The organism is Nocardiopsis sp. iso_40 (assembly GCF_056173285.1).
The window spans coordinates 5381899-5399975 of sequence record NZ_CM149666.1 but is presented as its reverse complement, the minus strand read 5'-3'; the positions used below and the strand labels follow the sequence as shown (position 1 = coordinate 5399975).

Annotated in this window: 14 protein-coding genes; 13 read left to right on the top strand and 1 reads right to left on the bottom strand. The window is 71.2% G+C overall.

Going from position 1 to position 18077, the window contains the following annotated elements; all coding sequences use genetic code 11:
* Nucleotides 1–31: 31 nt before the first annotated feature.
* The 13 genes from AC0VYD_RS23470 (at nt 32) to AC0VYD_RS23410 (ending at nt 16596) form a co-directional block, all read left to right on the top strand.
* Entirely contained in the window at nt 32–1327 is a 1296-nt protein-coding gene (locus AC0VYD_RS23470) for an NADH-quinone oxidoreductase subunit D (protein WP_473037948.1), read from the top strand.
* The gene (gene nuoE, locus AC0VYD_RS23465; RefSeq protein ID WP_475477507.1) at nt 1324–2070 is read left to right on the top strand and encodes an NADH-quinone oxidoreductase subunit NuoE; all 747 of its coding nucleotides are present in this window, start codon (nt 1324–1326) and stop codon (nt 2068–2070) included. Before AC0VYD_RS23470 ends, nuoE begins: the two co-directional genes overlap by 4 nt.
* Nucleotides 2067–3389, top strand: coding sequence for an NADH-quinone oxidoreductase subunit NuoF (gene nuoF, locus AC0VYD_RS23460; RefSeq protein WP_475477506.1), 1323 nt, complete (start codon nt 2067–2069; stop codon nt 3387–3389). Before nuoE ends, nuoF begins: the two co-directional genes overlap by 4 nt.
* Complete coding sequence (locus tag AC0VYD_RS23455) at nt 3386–5845, top strand: NADH-quinone oxidoreductase subunit G (protein ID WP_475477505.1); 2460 nt, start codon at nt 3386–3388, stop codon at nt 5843–5845. The genes nuoF and AC0VYD_RS23455 overlap by 4 nt, the downstream gene beginning before the upstream one ends.
* Nucleotides 5842–7215, top strand: coding sequence for an NADH-quinone oxidoreductase subunit NuoH (nuoH, locus tag AC0VYD_RS23450; RefSeq protein ID WP_475477504.1), 1374 nt, complete (start codon nt 5842–5844; stop codon nt 7213–7215). The genes AC0VYD_RS23455 and nuoH overlap by 4 nt, the downstream gene beginning before the upstream one ends.
* The gene (gene nuoI / locus AC0VYD_RS23445; protein WP_191266916.1) at nt 7208–7756 is read left to right on the top strand and encodes an NADH-quinone oxidoreductase subunit NuoI; all 549 of its coding nucleotides are present in this window, start codon (nt 7208–7210) and stop codon (nt 7754–7756) included. Before nuoH ends, nuoI begins: the two co-directional genes overlap by 8 nt.
* Nucleotides 7753–8715, top strand: coding sequence for an NADH-quinone oxidoreductase subunit J (locus tag AC0VYD_RS23440; protein WP_475477503.1), 963 nt, complete (start codon nt 7753–7755; stop codon nt 8713–8715). Before nuoI ends, AC0VYD_RS23440 begins: the two co-directional genes overlap by 4 nt.
* Nucleotides 8703–9002, top strand: coding sequence for an NADH-quinone oxidoreductase subunit NuoK (gene nuoK, locus AC0VYD_RS23435; protein WP_017543069.1), 300 nt, complete (start codon nt 8703–8705; stop codon nt 9000–9002). The genes AC0VYD_RS23440 and nuoK overlap by 13 nt, the downstream gene beginning before the upstream one ends.
* Before the next feature lie 14 nt (nt 9003–9016).
* Complete coding sequence (gene nuoL / locus AC0VYD_RS23430) at nt 9017–10963, top strand: NADH-quinone oxidoreductase subunit L (RefSeq protein ID WP_475480353.1); 1947 nt, start codon at nt 9017–9019, stop codon at nt 10961–10963.
* Nucleotides 10964–12616 (top strand): NADH-quinone oxidoreductase subunit M, encoded by a 1653-nt coding sequence (locus AC0VYD_RS23425; protein ID WP_475477502.1) that lies wholly within the window; start codon nt 10964–10966, stop codon nt 12614–12616. It begins immediately after the preceding gene.
* Complete coding sequence (gene nuoN / locus AC0VYD_RS23420) at nt 12613–14274, top strand: NADH-quinone oxidoreductase subunit NuoN (RefSeq protein ID WP_475477501.1); 1662 nt, start codon at nt 12613–12615, stop codon at nt 14272–14274. Before AC0VYD_RS23425 ends, nuoN begins: the two co-directional genes overlap by 4 nt.
* Before the next feature lie 139 nt (nt 14275–14413).
* Entirely contained in the window at nt 14414–15418 is a 1005-nt protein-coding gene (locus AC0VYD_RS23415) for a polyprenyl synthetase family protein (protein WP_475477500.1), read from the top strand.
* A 179-nt stretch (nt 15419–15597) separates the two neighbouring features.
* A complete protein-coding gene (locus AC0VYD_RS23410) occupies nt 15598–16596 on the top strand; it encodes a serine/threonine-protein kinase (RefSeq protein ID WP_475477499.1) in 999 nt (332 codons plus the stop codon).
* Nucleotides 16597–16714: 118 nt separating this feature from the next.
* Here AC0VYD_RS23410 and AC0VYD_RS23405 read toward each other — a convergent pair whose 3' ends face one another.
* Complete coding sequence (locus AC0VYD_RS23405) at nt 16715–17929, bottom strand: hypothetical protein (protein ID WP_475477498.1); 1215 nt, start codon at nt 17927–17929, stop codon at nt 16715–16717.
* Between the last annotated feature and the right edge of the window lie 148 nt (nt 17930–18077).

The following is an 18077-nucleotide window of genomic DNA, read 5'->3' as shown; positions in this document are numbered from 1 at the left end:
CACGATGGCCCCTCCGGAAGGGAGGCACGGCATGACCGTCACCGAGGACTACATCGACGCCTCCGGTGGGGACTGGGACGACGTCGTCGAGAAGGCCCAGGGCACCAGCGCCGAGCGCCTCGTCGTCAACATGGGACCGCAGCACCCGTCCACCCACGGGGTGCTCCGGCTGATCCTCACACTGGACGGCGAGACCTGTACCGAGGCCCGGGTCGGCATCGGCTACCTGCACACCGGTATCGAGAAGAACATGGAGTACCGGACGTGGACGCAGGGCACCACGTTCGTGACCCGCATGGACTACCTGACGCCGCTCTTCAACGAGACGGCGTACTGCCTGGCGGTCGAGAAGCTGCTCGACATCACCGACCGGGTCCCCGAGCGCGCCAGCGTCATCCGCGTCATGCTCATGGAGCTCAACCGGATGGCCTCGCACTTCGTGGCCATGGCGACGTTCGGCATGGAGCTGGGCGCCACCACGGTGATGACCAACGGCTTCCGTGAGCGCGAGATGATCCTGGACATCTTCGAGCTAGTCACGGGCCTGCGGATGAACCACGCCTACGTGCGGCCCGGCGGGGTGGCGCAGGACCTGCCGCCCGGCGCGGTCGGCAAGATCCGGGAACTGCTCAAGGAGATGCCCAAGCGCATCCAGGTCATGCGCAAGCTCCTGGACGAGAACCCCCTCTACCTGGCCCGCACCAAGGACGTCGCCTACCTCAACCTGCCCGGCTGCATGGCGCTCGGCGTCACCGGCCCGCTGGTGCGCGCCTCGGGCCTGGCCTGGGACCTGCGCAAGGCCAAACCGTACTGCGGCTACGAGGACTACGAGTTCGACGTCCCGGTCTCCGACGGCGGCGACGTGTACGCCCGCTACCGGGTGCGCATCGCCGAGATGGAGGAGAGCCTCAAGATCGTCGAGCAGTGCCTGGACAAGCTCCGGCCCGGCCCGGTGATGATCGAGGACGCCAAGATCGGCTGGCCCGCCAAACTGGCGCTCGGCCCGGACGGCCTGGGCAACTCCCCGGACCACATCGCGCACATCATGAGCGGCTCGATGGAGGCGCTCATCCACCACTTCAAGCTGGTCACCGAGGGCTTCCGGGTCCCCGCGGGCCAGGCCTACGCGGCGGTGGAGAGCGCGAAGGGCGAACTCGGCTGCTACGCCGTCAGCGACGGGGGCACCCGCCCCCACCGCGTCCACTTCCGCGACCCCTCGTTCACCCACCTCCAGGCCGTCGCCGCCATGTGCGAGGGCGGGACGGTGGCGGACGTGATCGCGGCCGTGGCCAGTATCGACCCGGTGATGGGAGGCGTGGACCGGTGAGCGAGCACAACGAGAACACCGCAGAGGAGACCCCCGAGGTCTTCACCGACGAGGTCGTGGCGCGCCTGGAACAGGACGCCAAGGAGATCATCAGCCGCTACCCGAAGCCGCGCTCGGCGCTCCTGCCGCTGCTGCACCTGGTGCAGGCCGAGGAGGGGCACGTCAGCCAGGCCGGCATGCAGTTCTGCGCCGACCAGCTCGACACCACCCTCGCCGAGGTCAGGGCGGTCGCCACGTTCTACACCATGTACCGCCGCAAGCCGGGCGGCGACTACCAGGTGGGCGTGTGCACCAACACCCTGTGCGCGGTCATGGGCGGCGACGAGATCTTCTCCGCGCTCAAGGAGCACCTGGACCTGGCCAACGGGGAGACCACCGGGGACGGCAAGGTCACGCTGGAGCACGTCGAGTGCAACGCGGCCTGCGACTTCGCCCCCGTGGTGATGGTCAACTGGGAGTTCTTCGACAACCAGACCCCCGCCACCGCCAGGCAGATGGTGGACGACCTGCGGTTGGGCAAGGACGTCGCCCCCACCCGCGGCCCCGCGGGCCTGTGCACCTGGAAGCAGGCCTCGCGCGTGCTCGCCGGGTTCGACGACGGCCGCGCGGGCGAGGGCGTGCAGGCGGCCGCCCCCTCGCTGGCCGGGCTCACACTCGCCCGAAGCAACGGGTGGGAGGCTCCGGACCCCCGGAACCTTCCCGCCCCCTCGACCGACGACCAGGGTGAGGAGGGCGCGAAGTGACCACCCTGACCCCGATCCTGTCCCAGAACTGGGACCGCCCCGACTCCTTCACCATCGACGGATACCGGGCCACCGGCGGCTACGACGCGCTCCGCAGGGCGCTGACCATGGAACCCGACTCCATCGTCGACCTGGTCAAGGAGTCCGGTCTGCGCGGCCGCGGCGGTGCGGGCTTCCCCACCGGGATGAAGTGGGGGTTCCTGCCCAAGGACAACCCCAACCCGCGCTACCTCGTCGTCAACGCCGACGAGTCCGAGCCGGGCACCTGCAAGGACATCCCGCTCATGCTCGCCAACCCGCACGTGCTGGTGGAGGGGGTGGCGATCGCCTCGTACGCGATCAGGTCCAACCAGGCCTTCATCTACGTGCGCGGCGAGGTCGTCCACGTCGTCCGCCGGCTGCGCCAGGCGGTAGCCGACGCCTACGAGGCCGGACTGCTCGGCAAGGACGTCCTCGGCAGCGGCTTCGACCTCGACGTCGTCGTGCACGCCGGGGCGGGCGCCTACATCTGCGGTGAGGAGACCGCCCTCCTGGACTCCCTGGAGGGCTACCGGGGCCAGCCCCGCCTCAAACCGCCCTTCCCCGCCGTGGCCGGGCTCTACGCCTCGCCCACCGTGGTGAACAACGTCGAGTCCATCGCCAGCGTCCCCGGCATCGTCGCCAACGGGGCCGAGTGGTTCACCTCCATGGGCACCGAGAAGTCCGCCGGGTTCGGCTTCTTCTCGCTGTCCGGGCACGTCACCAACCCCGGCCAGTACGAGGCGCCGCTCGGGATCACCCTGCGCGAGCTCCTGGACATGGCGGGCGGCGTCCGCGCCGGGCACCGGCTCAAGTTCTGGACCCCGGGGGGATCCTCCACACCGATCTTCACCGAGGAGCACCTGGACACCCCGCTCGACTTCGAGTCGGTCGGCGCCGCCGGGTCCATGCTCGGCACCCGCGCCCTCCAGATCTTCGACGAGACCACCTGCGTGGTCCGCGCCGTCGGCCGCTGGATCGCCTTCTACGCGCACGAGTCCTGCGGCAAGTGCACACCCTGCCGCGAGGGCAACTTCTGGATGGTCCAGGTCCTGGACCGGCTGGAGCGCGGCGAGGGCACCGAGGCCGACATCGACAAGCTCCTGCAGATCTGCGACAACCTGCTCGGCCGCTCGTTCTGCGCGCTGGGCGACGGTGCCACCAGCCCCGTCATGTCCTCGATCAAGCACTTCCGCCAGGAGTACGTTGACCACTTCGAGAAGGGCGGCTGCCCCTTCGACCACTCCAGGTCCACCGTCTGGGCGGACCGGCCGACCACGGAAGAGGGAGGGAACCAGTGACCGTCACCTCCAACACCTCCGGCGGGTCCGCACCCGCCCCGCCCCCCGAGGACCTGATCACCGTCACCATCGACGGCTTCCAGATCCGGGTCCCCAAGGGCACCCTGCTGATCCGGGCCGCCGAACTGCTGGGCATCCAGATCCCGCGGTTCTGCGACCACCCGCTGCTCGACCCGGTCGGGGCCTGCCGCCAGTGCCTGGTGGAGATCCCCGACATGGGCAACGGGCGCGGGATGCCCAAGCCCGCGGCCTCCTGCACCATCACCGTCATGGAGGGGATGGTGGTCAACACCCACCTCACCTCCGAGACGGCGGAGCGGGCCCAGCGCGGGATCATGGAGTTCCTGCTGATCAACCACCCGCTGGACTGCCCGGTCTGCGACAAGGGCGGCGAGTGCCCCCTGCAGAACCAGGCCATGTCCACCGGGCAGGGCGAGACCGAGTTCATCGACGTCAAGCGGACCTTCCCCAAACCGATCGCGCTCTCCACCGGGGTGCTGCTCGACCGCGAACGCTGCATCCAGTGCGCGCGCTGCACCCGCTTCGCCGCGCAGATCGCCGGGGACCCGCTCATCGAACTGATGGAGCGCGGCGCCCAGGAGCAGGTCGGTATCGCCGAGGGGGAGCCGTTCAACTCCTACTTCTCCGGCAACACCGTGCAGATCTGTCCGGTCGGCGCCCTCACCGGCTCCGCCTACCGGTTCCGGTCGCGCCCCTTCGACCTCGTCTCCACCCCCAGCGTGTGCGAGCACTGCGCGGCCGGCTGCGCCCAGCGCACCGACCACCGCCGGGGCAAGGTCACCCGCCGACTGGCCGGGGACGACCCGCAGGTGAACGAGGAGTGGAACTGCGACAAGGGCCGGTGGGCGTTCACCTACGCCACCCGGTCCGACCGCCTCTCCCGGCCCCTGGTCCGCGACGAGGACTCCCGGGCCCTGGAGTTCGCCTCCTGGCCCGAGGCGGTCAGCGTCGCGGCCCGGGGGCTGGAGGCGGCCCGCGGCAGGGTCGGTGTCCTGGTCGGCGGGCGCCTCACCTACGAGGACGCCTACGCCTACGCCAAGTTCGCCCGCGTGGCCCTGGGCACCAACGACGTGGACGCCCGCGCCCGCGAGCACTCCGCCGAGGAGGCCGACTTCCTGGCCGCCCACGTGGCCGGGACCCCGGTGGACGTGGACTACACGGCCCTGGAGAAGGCCCCCGCCGTGCTGCTGGCCGGGTTCGAACCCGAGGACGAGTCGCCCCTGGTGTTCCTGCGCCTGCGCAAGGGGGCGCGCAAGCGCGGCCTGAAGGTGTACTCGATCGCCTCGCACGCCAGCCTCGGCCTCACCAAGACCAAGGGCACTCTGGTCCGGACCGCCCCCGGCGACGAGGGCCGCGCCCTCAACGCCCTGGACGCGGACCACCCCGACGTCGTCGAGGCGATCGGTCAGGAGGGCGCCGTCATCCTGGCGGGCGAGCGGCTCGCCGCCGTCCCCGGAGCCCTCACCGCCGTCGCTGCCCTGGCCGAGCGCACCGGCGCCAGGCTGGCCTGGGTGCCGCGCCGCGCCGGTGAACGGGGCGCCATCGACGCCGGGGCGCTGCCGGGCCTGCTGCCCGGGGGCCGCCCGGTCGCCGACGCCTCGGCCCGCGCCGAGGTCGCCCGCGCCTGGAACGTCGGCTCCCTCCCGCAGACCCCCGGACGCGACACCGGCGCGATCATCGCGGCGGCCGAGGCGGGGGAGCTCGACGCACTGGTCATCGCCGGGGTCGAGCTCGACGACCTGCCCGACCCCGACGCGGCCCGCGCCGCACTGGCCAGGGTGCCGTTCGTCGTCAGCCTCGAACTGCGCGCCAGCGACGTCACCGACCGGGCCGACGTGGTCCTCCCGGTGGCCGCCGTCGCCGAGAAGTCCGGCACCTTCGTCGACTGGGAGGGCCGCCACCGGCCCTTCGGCGACGCGCTCAAGGTGCCCGGCGCCCTCTCGGACCTGCGGGTGCTGTCCGCCGTCGCCGACGAGATGGACGTCCACCTGGGCCTGCCCGACTCCGCCAGCGCCTACAACGAGCTGCTGGAGATGGGGGTGTGGCTCGGCGACCGGGCCGCCGGACCCGCCGTCCGGCCGGTCCCGCCGCCCGAACCCGCACCGGGCCAGGCGCTCCTGTCCACCTGGCGACAACTGCTCGGCACCGGCCGGATGGAGGACGGCGAGCCCTACCTCGCCGGTACCGCCCGCCAGCCGCGCGCCTACCTGTCCAAGGCCACGGCCGACGAGGTCGGGGTCCCCGACGGCGGATCGCTCCGCGTCACCGGGACCCGGGGCTCGGTGACCGTCCCCGTGGTCGTCACCGGCATCGCCGACCGGGTCGTCTGGCTCCCGGCCAACGCCCACGGCTGCGACATCCGCCGTGACCTGGGCGGCGCCGCCGGTCAGACGGTATCCCTGGCCGCGCACACCACCAACGGGAGGCAGCAGTGACCCCCGCCGCTCTCGAACCGAGCGTGGTCCACCTCGCCTCGGAGAGCACCCTCGGCGCCTTCGGGAACGACCCGTGGTGGATCACCACCGTCAAGGCCCTGGGGATCTTCGTCTTCCTCATGGTCTGCGTGCTCATGATGATCATGGCCGACCGCAAGGTCATGGGCCGGATGCAGCAGCGGCACGGACCCAACCGGATGGGCCCCTTCGGCCTCCTCCAGTCCCTGTTCGACGGCATCAAGCTCTCCCTGAAGGAGGACCTGATCCCGCGCGGGGTGGACCGGTTCGTCTACATCGCCGCCCCGATGATCGCGGCCGTCCCCGCGTTCATCGCCTTCTCGGTCATCCCGCTCGGGCCCGAGGTGAACATGTTCGGGGTCATGACCCCGCTCCAGCTCACCGACCTGCCGATCGCCGCCCTGCTGGTCCTGGCCACCGCGGCCCTGGGCGTGTACGGGTTCGTGCTCGGCGGCTGGGCCTCCCAGTCGCCCTACGCCCTGCTCGGCGGCCTGCGCGCCTCCGCGCAGGTGATCAGCTACGAGATCGCGATGGGCCTGTCCTTCGTCGCGGTCTTCATCATGGCGGGGACGCTCACCACCTCCGGCATCGTCGCGGCCCAGGAGAACCTGTGGTTCGCGGTGCTGCTCCTGCCGTCGTTCCTCATCTACATCGTCACGATGGTCGGTGAGACCAACCGGCTCCCGTTCGACCTCGCGGAGGGCGAGGGCGAGATCGTCGGCGGCTTCATGACCGAGTACGGCTCCATGAAGTTCACGATGTTCTTCCTCGCGGAGTACGTGAACATGTGCACCGTCGCCGCGGTGTCGGTGACGCTCTTCCTCGGCGGCTGGTACGCCCCGCCCGGGGTCAGCATGATCATCCCCGGCGCCAACGAGGGCTGGTTGCCCGTCCTGTGGTGGCTGCTCAAGTTCGTGGCCGTGATGTTCCTGTTCATCTGGGCCCGCGGCAGCCTTCCGCGCGTCCGGTACGACCAGCTGATGAAGCTCGGCTGGAAGGTCCTCATCCCGATCCAGCTCGTGTGGATCACCGGTGTCGCCGTCGTCCGCATGCTCGTGCTCGACGGGGCCCACCCGCTGGTCATCGCCGCGGTCGTCGCGGGCTTCACCGCGGCCACCGTCGCCGCGATCGCCGCCTGGGTCCGCTTCGTGCGCCGCGAACGCGCCGAGGAGGCCCGCCAACGCGCGGAGAACGCGCGCCGCGCCCACCGGGAGCCCTCCTACGGCGGCTTCCCGGTGCCCCCGAGCACCGCCGCCCACTACGGCAGCAGCGTGCTCGCCGAACCGCCGCGGACGGCCCCGGCCGCCACCGCCGAACGCAACCAGAAGAAGGGGGAGGTTACCGGTGCTTGATTGGCTCAACCCCGTCAAGGGTTTCGGTGTCACCTTCCACACGATGTTCAAGAAGGTGCCCACCGTCGAGTACCCGGAGGTACAGCGCCCCACGGCGCCGCGCTTCCACGGACGGCACCAGCTGAACCGGTGGGCCGACGGCCTGGAGAAGTGCATCGGGTGCGAACTGTGCGCCTGGGCCTGCCCGGCCGACGCCATCTACGTGGAGGCGGGGGACAACACCGAGGACGCCCGGTACTCGCCCGGCGAACGCTACGGACGCGTCTACCAGATCAACTACCTGCGGTGCATCCTGTGCGGGCTGTGCGTGGAGGCCTGCCCGACCCGCGCGCTCACCATGACCAACGAGTACGAGCTGGCCGACGACAGCAGGCAGAGCCTGATCTGGACGAAGGAGCAGCTGCTCGCCCCGCTCCGCGAGGAGATGGAACAGCCGCCGCACCCGATGCGGCTCGGTGAGACCGAACAGGACTACTACGCCACCGGGCGCGGCGAGCACGGGACGCAGGACCGGCCGGAGAACACGGGGGCGGTCCGTTGAACCCGCTCACCCCCGCGACCCCCGCGTTCCACCTCGCCGCCCCGGCTCCCATCGGCTCGGGAGAGGCCGCGGTCTTCTGGATCCTCGGCACGGTCGTCGTGCTCGGTGCCCTGGGCGTGGTCTTCTCCCGCAAGGCCGTGCACTCGGCCATGTCGATGGCACTGGCCATGGTCGGCCTCGCGATCTTCTACGGCATCAACGAGGCGCCGTTCCTGATGGTCGTCCAGATCGTCGTCTACACCGGTGCCGTCCTCATGCTGTTCCTGTTCGTGCTGATGCTCGTCGGCGTCAGCTCCGCGGACTCCCTGGTGGAGACCCTGCGCGGACAGCGGCTCATGACGGCGGTCGTCGCGATCTGCTTCGTCGGCGCCCTGACCACCGGCATCACCCGCATCGTCGTGGGCGACCCGACCGGGATCGCCGCCGCGGCCGCCCCGGTGGGCGGCACCATCCCGTGGATCGCCGGTGAGCTCATCCTGCGCTACGTGGTGGCCTTCGAGGCCACGGCCGCGCTGCTCATCACCTCGGTGCTCGGCGCCATGGTGCTCGCGCACACCGCCCGGACGGGCAAGCGCCGCACCCAGCGGGAGATGTCCGAGGACCGCATCCGCGGCGACCACGCGACCCCGCTGCCCGGACCCGGCACCTACGCCCGGCACAACGCGATCGACATGCCCGCGCTGCTGCCCGACGGCACGGTCTCCCAGCTCTCCCTCAACCCGGTCCTGACCGCCCGCGACCCCGAGTACCAGTCGGGGGTCCCGGGCGAGGTCCGGACCGGGCGGTCCGCGATCCCCGGAGGGGCGTCGGACCCGACCAGCTCCAAGGAGGCAGAGCCGATCGCGGACGGGGAGTCCCGCCCCGCCGCACACGGTGAGGACGGGACCGCCTCCGACACGGACGGCGAAGAGAACGGCAACGGCAACGGGCAGGAGGTCGAGTCCACGTGGACCCGATGAACTACATCGTCCTCGCGGCGCTTCTGTTCACCATCGGCGCGGTCGGCGTCCTCGTACGGCGCAACGCGATCATCGTCTTCATGTGCGTGGAGCTCATGCTCAACGCCTGCAACCTGGCGTTCGTCGCGTTCGCCCGGATGCACGGGGACATCGAGGGGCAGGTCGTCGCCTTCTTCGTGATGGTGGTGGCCGCCGCCGAGGTGGTCGTCGGCCTCGCGATCATCATGCAGATCTTCCGAACCCGCAGGTCGGCGTCGCTTGATGACGCGAACCTGCTCAAGCACTAGAAGGCGACGTGGCAGTGACACGACATCACGCATACCTCGCCGCCGAACCCGCGGTGGCGACCGCGGCCGACAGCGCGGTGCTGTCGAACGCCTGGCTGCTGATCGCCCTGCCGCTCGCGGGCGCGGTGATCCTGCTGCTCGGCGGGCGGCGCACCAACGGGTGGGGGCCGCTGCTGGCCACCGCCCTGCCGGTCGGCTCCTTCGTCTGGGCCGTCCTGGCCCTGTTCGAGCTCCTCGGCCGGGGCACGGCCGAGCGCAGCGTCTCCGTCCCCGTCTACGAGTGGTTCGCGGCAGGCGACTTCTCCGCCCGGATCAACCTCCTGGTGGATCCGCTCTCGATCAGCTTCGTCCTGCTGATCACCTTCGTGGGTTCGCTCATCCACGTCTACTCGCTCGGCTACATGGCCGAGGACCCCGCCAGGCGGCGCTTCTTCGCCTACCTGAACCTGTTCGTCGCGGCCATGCTCGTGCTGGTGCTCGCGGACAACTTCGTCCTGCTGTTCCTCGGCTGGGAGGGTGTGGGCCTCGCGTCCTACCTGCTCATCGGGTTCTGGCAGTACAAGCCCGCGGCGGCCACCGCGGCCAAGAAGGCGTTCCTGATCAACCGGGTCGGTGACATCGGCCTGCTCGTGGCGATCATGATCATGTTCACCGCGCTCGGCGCGGTGAGCTTCAGCGACGTCTTCGCCGCGGTGCCGGGCGCCGGTGACGGCGTCCTCCTCGCGATCGGGCTCCTCCTGCTCCTGGGCGCCTGCGGCAAGTCCGCGCAGCTCCCGCTCCAGGCGTGGCTGCTCGACGCGATGGAGGGCCCGACCCCGGTGTCGGCGCTCATCCACGCCGCCACCATGGTCACCGCCGGTGTGTACCTGATCGTGCGCGCCGGGCCGGTCTTCGAGGGCGCCCCCGTGGCCCAGACCGCCGTCATGACGGTCGGGGCCGCCACCATGCTGGCGGGCGGGATCATCGCCTCCGCCAAGGACGACATCAAGAAGTCCCTGGCCGGATCCACGATGAGCCAGATCGGAATGATGGTGCTGGCCGCCGGGCTCGGCCCGGTCGGCTACGTCGCCGCCATCGCCCACCTGGTCACGCACGGCTTCTTCAAGGCCGGGCTGTTCCTCGGCGCCGGCTCGGTCATGCACGGCATGAACGACGGTGTCGACATGCGCCGGTACGGCGGGCTGGCGTCGAAGATGCCGATCACCTTCGCCACCTTCGGCCTCGGCTACCTCGCCATCATCGGCGTCCCGTTCCTGTCCGGCTGGTGGACCAAGGAGAGCATCATCTCCGCCACCTTCGGCATCGGCGGCACGGCCGGGACGGTCTTCGGTACCGCCGTCATCGCCGGAGCCGCGCTCACCGCCTTCTACATGTCCCGGATGGTCTTCATGACCTTCCTCGGCAGGAAGCGCTGGGACGAGGGCGTGCACCCGCACGAGTCCCCGGTGAGCATGACCGCCCCCATGGTGGTCATCTCGATCGGATCGGTCTTCCTCGGCGCCTTCCTGGTGCTCGGCGACCGGTTCGCGGGCTTCCTCGCCCCGGCGGTCGGCGCCGAACCGCACCACTTCACCGTGGGGCACGCCCTCACCGCCCCCTACGGCCTGGCCGCCCTGGCCGTGCTGGTCCTCGGCGTGGCGCTCGCCTGGTTCGCGTACCTGCGCAAGCCCGTGGCGCGCACCGCACCCGAGGGCAACCTCGTCACCGACGCGGCCCGCAACGAGCTGTACGGCAACGAGATCAACGAAGGCCTGTTCATGCGGCCCGGCCAGGTGCTCACCAAGGCGCTGGTCGTCATCGAGGACAAGGTCGTCGACGGCGCGGTCAACGGGATCGGTGCCGGGGTCCGCGACTCCTCCACCGGGCTCGGCAGGACACAGACCGGGTTCGCCCGCACCTACGCGCTCACCATGCTCCTCGGCGCCGTCATCGTCGCCGCGACGCTGGTTGTGAGGTTCTAAATGATCCCCTGGCTCACTCTCGCGATCGCGCTTCCCGCGGTCGGCGCGGCCGTCATCTGGGCGCTGCCGCGCGTCAAGGCACCGGCGGCCGCGGACACCGCGGCCCAGGCCGGCGCCTCGGCCCGCGCCGACGCCGGTTCGGGCACCGCCACGGCCACCAGGGCCCGTCCCGCCGCCACCGGCGGCGCGGCGGCCCCGGCCGAGACCGCCAAACGCCTGGCACTCGGCTTCTCGGTCGCGACCCTGCTCCTGGTCGCGGCCATGGCCCTGAACTTCGACGCCTCGGGGGCGGGCGGCCTCCAGTTCGAGGAGGTCTACCCGTGGATCCCCTACTTCGGGGTCCACTTCGCGGTCGGCGTCGACGGCATCTCCCTGCTGCTGATCCTCATGTCCGTGGTCCTGGTGCCGCTGGTGGTGCTGGCGGCCTGGAACGAGTACTCCGACCGCGAGGACGGCGGACGCGGCTACTTCGCCCTCGTCCTCGCCCTGGAAGCGATGATGATCGGTGTCTTCGCCGCCACCGACGTCTTCCTGTTCTACGTGTTCTTCGAGGCCATGCTCATCCCGGTCTACTTCATGATCGGGCGGTACGGGCGCGGCGCCGACAGCGCCAGGGCCGCGATGAAGTTCCTGCTGTACAGCCTCGCGGGCGGCCTCATCATGCTGGTCGCGGTGATCGGCGTGTACGTCGTCGGCGGCACGTTCCTGTGGACCGAGCTCACCGACCCGGGCGGCGCCCTCGCGGCCGTCGACCCGGCCACGGCGCGCTGGCTCTTCCTCGGGTTCTTCATCGCCTTCGCGATCAAGGCCCCGATGTGGCCGGTGCACACCTGGCTGCCCACCGCGGCCGGGTCCTCCAGTCCCGGCACGGCGGTACTGCTGGTCGGCGTGCTGGACAAGGTCGGCACCTACGGCATGCTCCGGTACTGCCTGGAGATGTTCCCGGCCGCCGTGTCCTGGTTCGTGTGGCCGGTGGTGGGGCTGAGCCTGGTCAGCATCGTCTACGGTGCGATCCTCGCGATCGGGCAGAGCGACATGATGCGCCTGGTCGCCTACACCTCGGTGTCCCACTTCGGCTTCATCACCCTGGGGATCTTCGCCCTGACCCAGCAGGCGCAGGCCGGAGCCGCCCTGTACATGGTCAACCACGGGTTCGCCACCGGCGCGCTCTTCCTGGTGGTGGGCTTCCTCATCGCCCGCCGGGGCAGCTCCGGGATCGGGGACTACGGGGGCGTCCAGAAGGTCGCGCCCAAACTCGCCGGGGTCTTCCTGGTCACGGGGCTCGCCGGCCTGGCGCTGCCGGGCCTGGCCCCCTTCGTCAGCGAGTTCCTGGTGTTCGTCGGCGTGTACGCCTTCAACCCGGTCCCGGCGGTCATCGCCACGGCCGGTGTGGTCCTCGCGGCGCTCTACATCCTGTGGATGTACCAGCGCACGATGACCGGCCCCACCCCGGAGAGGCTGTCCGGGCTCCCGGACCTGTCCGGGCGTGAGATGTGGGCGGTCGCCCCGCTGGTCGCCCTGATCATCGCGTTCGGCGTCTACCCGCAGCCCATGCTCAACGTGATCAACCCCGCCGTCGAACGCACCGTGGAGGCCGAGGCCGACACCGCAGTGGCGGTCACGGACGGCGACGCGGAAGGAGACGAGGAGTGATCCCCCTCAACCTTGCGGACGGGGCGCCCCCGGCGCTCCACGGAGTCACGGAGGCGCCGCCGGCCCTGGACTGGTGGCTGCTCGCCCCGTTCCTGGTGCTGTTCGGCGCCGGTGTGCTGGCGGTCCTGTTCGAGGCCTTCTGGCCCAAGGGCTCCCGCCGCACCGTACAGATCGCCCTCGCGGCGCTCGCCCTGCTGGCCACGTTCGTCCTGCTGATCCTCCAGGTGGAGGCGGTCGGGGAGGGTACGACCGTCGCCAACGGTGTGCTGGCGGTGGACCGCACGGTGCTCTTCTTCCAGGGCACCATCACCGTGCTGGCCCTGGTCAGCCTCATGCTGATCGCCGAGCGGCGGGACGGCCGGGACGCGTTCTCGGCCCAGGCCGCCACCGTCCCGGGCAGCGAGGAGGAGCGCACGCACATCCTCGCGGGCTCCCAGCACACCGAGGTCTACCCGCTGGTGCTGTTCGCCGTGCTGGGCATGCTGATGTTCCCGGCCTCGAACGACTTCCTCGTCATGTTCATCGCCCTGGAGGTGATGAGCCTCCCGCTGTACCTGCTGTGCGGCCTGGCCCGCCGCCGTCGCCTGTTCTCGCAGGAGGCCGCGGTCAAGTACTTCCTGCTGGGCGCGTTCTCCTCGGCGTTCTTCCTGTTCGGGATCGCCATGGTCTACGGCTACGCGGGCTCGGTGAACTTCGGTGTGATCCGCCTGGCCGTGGAGTCGGGCGGGGCGGAGATCTTCGCCGACGGCAACGGTGAGCCGCTGCTGCTCATGGGTGTGGGCCTGGTCGCGATCGGCCTGCTGTTCAAGGTCGGCGCCGTGCCCTTCCACAACTGGAAGCCGGACGTCTACCAGGGCGCTCCGACCCCGATCACCGCGCTGATGGCCTCCTGCACGCTGGTGGCCGCCTTCGGTGCCCTGCTGCGGGTGTTCTTCGTCCCGTTCGGCACCTCGGCGCAGATCTGGGAGCCGATGCTGTGGACGGTGGCCGTCCTGACGATGGTCGTCGCCGCGCTCGTCGCCGTCACCCAGCGGGACATCAAGCGGCTGCTGGCCTACTCCTCGGTGGTGCACGCCGGGTTCATCCTCACCGCCGTGGTCGCGGGCAGCGTCGACGGGCTCGCGGGCGCCATGTTCTACCTGGCCGCCTACGGGTTCACCACGCTGGGCGCGTTCGCCGTCGTCACCCTGGTGCGGACCCGGGACGGCGGGCAGGAGCTCGGCGACATCGACCGGTGGGCGGGCCTGGGACGGCGTTCCCCGGCCCTGGCCCTGTCGCTGTCGCTGTTCCTGCTGGCCTTCGCCGGCATCCCGCTCACGAGCGGGTTCATCGGCAAGTTCGCGGTCTTCGAGGCGGCCGTCGCGGCCGGTGCGGCCCCGCTGGTCGTCGTCGGTGTCCTCAGCAGCGCCGTCACCGCGTTCTTCTACGTCCGCATCATCGTTGTGATGTTCTTCCGGGATTCCGAGGGCGAAGGCCCCACGGTGGCCCGGGCCGGTCTGCTCACCGGCGGTGTGATCACCGTGGGTGTCGCGGCCACCCTCGCGCTCGGGATCTTCCCGGGGCCGGTACTGGACAACCTCCTGCCGTCCTCGGAGCCGGGCCAGGAGCCCGCGGCGGTAATGGTTGACCAGGTCACAGCGGTCCCGGGCGAGGAGTGACCGCCTACCCGGGTGTGGCTTTGGACGATCATTCCGGGTCGGATAACGTGGCAAGTCGGATCATGTTCATGTGCTGAGCGTGTGACGGCCCCCTCCCGAGGGGGCCGTCACACGCCCGTTCAACAGGTGGAGCTTTACGGTGAGCGGTGCTGTCCCGAGCGGTTTTCTCGCTCTGCCGAGAGTTGACCCGAGCCTCGCCCGGGAGGTCAAGGACGACCTGGAGAAGGTCGAGGACCTGCTGCGGGAATCGGTCCGGTCCAGCGACCCCATGCTGACCGAGGCCGCCTCCCACCTGCTGGCCGCGGGAGGCAAGCGCTTCCGCGCCATGCTGGTGCTGCTCGCGTCCCACTTCGGCGACCCCCGGGTCCCCGACCTCATCCCGGCCGCCGCCGTGGTCGAACTGACCCACGTGGCGACGCTCTACCACGACGACGTCATGGACGAGGCGGAGCTGCGCCGCGGCAAGGCCAGCGCCAACCAGCGCTGGGGCAACACCATCGCGATCCTCACCGGCGACTACGTGTTCGCCAAGGCCTCCACGATGCTGGCCGACCTGGGCACCGAGGCCGTCCGGCTCCAGGCCGAGACCTTCGCCCGCCTGGTCCAGGGGCAGATCCTGGAGACCTCCGGACCGCGCGACGGGATCGACCCGCTCGACCACTACCTGAACGTCATCGACGACAAGACGGCCTCGCTGATCGCCTCCTCCGCGGAGTTCGGCGGCATGTTCGGCAAGGTCGACCCCGAGACGGTGAGCACCCTGACCCGCGCCTGCGACGCGTTGGGGATGGCCTTCCAGCTGGCCGACGACATCCTGGACGTGGCCAGCGAGAGCGCCGATTCGGGCAAGGTCCCCGGAACGGACCTGCGCGAGGGCGTGCTCACCCTGCCGATGTTCTACGCGATGCGTTCGCAGGACCCGGCCGACGAGCGGCTGAAGTCGCTGCTTGGCCGTCCGCTCCACGACACCGAGGCCGAGGAGGCCCTGGGGCTGCTGCGCCCGCACCCCGCCATGGCCGAGGCCGACGCCACCCTGCGCGGCTGGGCCGACAGGGCCCGCTCGGAACTGGTCACCCTGCCGGACATCCCGGCCCGGGACGCCTTCCTGGCCCTGTGCGACTACGTGGTGGAGCGCTCGGGCTGACCGGCACCGCGCACCTGTGGCCGCGGGCCCCGACCGGAATCCTCCGGACGGGGCCCGCGGTGCGTTCGGGGCCGGACCGGCCACGGTTCCGGTACGGGCCGCGCAACCGCAACCGCGGCCGAGGAGGCGGCGTCTCAACGGGTGACGTCCTTACGCTCCCCGACGGAAGGCCGGACACCATGCCCGCACCCCCGCAGGCCGCCCGCCGCAACCTGCGGCTGTCCCCGCTCACCTCGGGCGATCCCGTGCGGATGGGCGGCCACACGCTTGTGGGACGGCTGGGCGAGGGCGGGCTGGGCACCGTCTACGCGGCTCTGGGACACGACTCGCAACTCTTCGCGGTCAGGGTTTTCCGTCCCGGCTGCACCGCGGACCCCGGCTTCCGGGCACGGCTCCGGGAGGAGGTCGATCTGGTCCGGCGGGTCGACAGCCCCTACATCCCGCGTTTCGTCACCGCCGCCCCGGAGGCGGACCCTCCCTGGACGGCGACGGAGCTCGTAACCGGACCGACCCTCGGCGAGTGGGTGGCGGACAACGGGCCGCTGACCGGTGAGGCGCTGCTCGCGGTGGCCGCCGGAACCCTGGAGGCCCTGTGCGCCCTGCATACCCGGGGTCTGGTGCACCGGAACCTCGGGCCGGGCAACGTCAAGCTCGCACCGACGGGACCGAAGGTGCTCGACCCGGGGATCGCCCGCGCGTTGGACGAAGCGGTCCTGGCCCGGACCGGGGGGCTGGCCGGGGCTCCCGGCCGGACCGCGCCCGAACGGTACCGGCGGGGCGGTTCCGGGCCGGGGGTGGACGTGTTCGCCTGGGGCGTGCTGTTGGCCTTCGCCGCGACCGGTCGGGAGCCCTTCGGGGAGGGGACTCCGCAGGAGGTGGCACGCCGGGTCCTCTGGGAGGAACCCGACCTGGAAGGGGTTTCCGAGGACCTGTTGCCCCTGGTCGAGGCAGCACTGGACAAGGACCCGGGCCGGCGCCCCCGCTCCCCGGAACTGCTCCGCCGGCTGCTCGCGGACGGTGTGCGCACGGCCGAGCTGGTGCGCCGGGGGTGGCTGCGGCTGGCGCGGCCCCGTGCGCGGGGGAGGCGGCGGCTCCTGGTCCTGGCCGCGGCGGCGGGAGCCCTTCTGGCGGCCTGGGCGGTCGGGGTGCTGCTGCTCCCGGGATCGGCTGCGTGGTGATCTCCTCAGGCGCCCTACCGGCACGTTCGCCGTCTTCTCCGGGCATGGGGGAAGCAGAGGTGAAACGACGACGGCGCCGCCCCCGGTTCGCGGGGCGGCGCCGTCGGCTCGGGGAACGTCAGCTGATCACGGGGAGGGCCTCGGAACCGGGCAGGTCCGTGAAGGTGGGGTGCTCGACCATGCCCTCGGGGGTCTCCTGCTCGGCGGTGCCGCCCTCGACGGACACCAGGTCACTGGTGTCCACCTGGCCCAGCAGGTCGCCCCGGCCGAGACCGTTCACCAGGTCCTCGGCGGTCGTGGTGTCGATGCCCTCGGCGACCCGGGGCAGCTGGGCCTCGGACAGGGGGCCGTCCAGGGACACGGTCTCGGCGGCGCCGGGCTCGGACACACCCGAGACCACGGCGTCGGTCAGGTCCTGGACACCCGGGGCCTCCGGGATACCGGTGTCCCCGGCGGAGCTCTGCGGGACGGTCAGGTCGCGGTCCTCCCAGGCGCGGTTGCCCACCATGCCCAGGACCTCCTCCTCGCCGAGGTTCACGTAGTTGTCCTCGGTCAGCTCCGTGGCCTCCACGACGTCCTGGATCTGGTCCGGGGTCTCCAGGCCGAAGGCGGCGGCCAGGTCCCACATGTTGGGAGCGGTGGGCGCCGCGGCCTCGGAGTGGCTCATGGGGAGGGTGGCCCCCTGGCCGGCCAGCGGGTCGAGCTCGTCCAGGACCAGGGCGTTGCCCCCGGTCAGGTCGGTGACCTCGCCGACCTCGGCGAGCGAGGGCGCCTCGGACAGTTCGGGCACCCGGGGGGCGTCCAGGTCGGGCAGGGTGAGCATCTCGTCGCGCAGCTCGGTCACCGCCACCACCGTGTGGGGCAGGACCTCGGTGGCGGTGTCCTCCACCGACGTCCCGGCCTCGCGGGCGGTGTCCTCCAACGCGACGCTGGTGTCCTCGGCGGAGGCCTCCAGGGCCCGCCCCGCGGCCTGGCCGACGGTGTCGTGCGGGTCGCCGTCCAGACCGGTGGCGTCCTGCGTCCGGGCCGCGGCGTCGGCCAGCGGGGATTCGGGCAGCACGGCGCCCAGGTCCGGTGCGGGCTTGGTTTTGTTCGCGGTGTCCTGGAGTTCGCTCAGGGCGTTCCCGGCGACCGGGGTGAGGCCCTGGGGGGCCAGCTCGTTCATGGTCGGTGCCACGCCCTCGACGAGCGCCCGCTCGACGACGGGGGCGATCTCGTGCATGGGGGTCTTCAGGTCCTCGGCGCCGGCGACCCCTGCGCCGAGGGCCACGAAGCCCGCGGTGCCCGTGGCGAGGAGTACGACTCGGGCGGAGAAACGCTTGGTCTGCGTCATGGTTTTCCTTCCCTGGTGAAGCTCTGGTTTGCGGGATGGCCGTGATGCCGCGTGCGGCGGCCGTGGGGAGCCGGGGCGGACCACCGGCTGACGTGAATCACGTGAACGACGGCACGGGACTCAGGTCAGCTCCCAGGAGAAGTGCTGG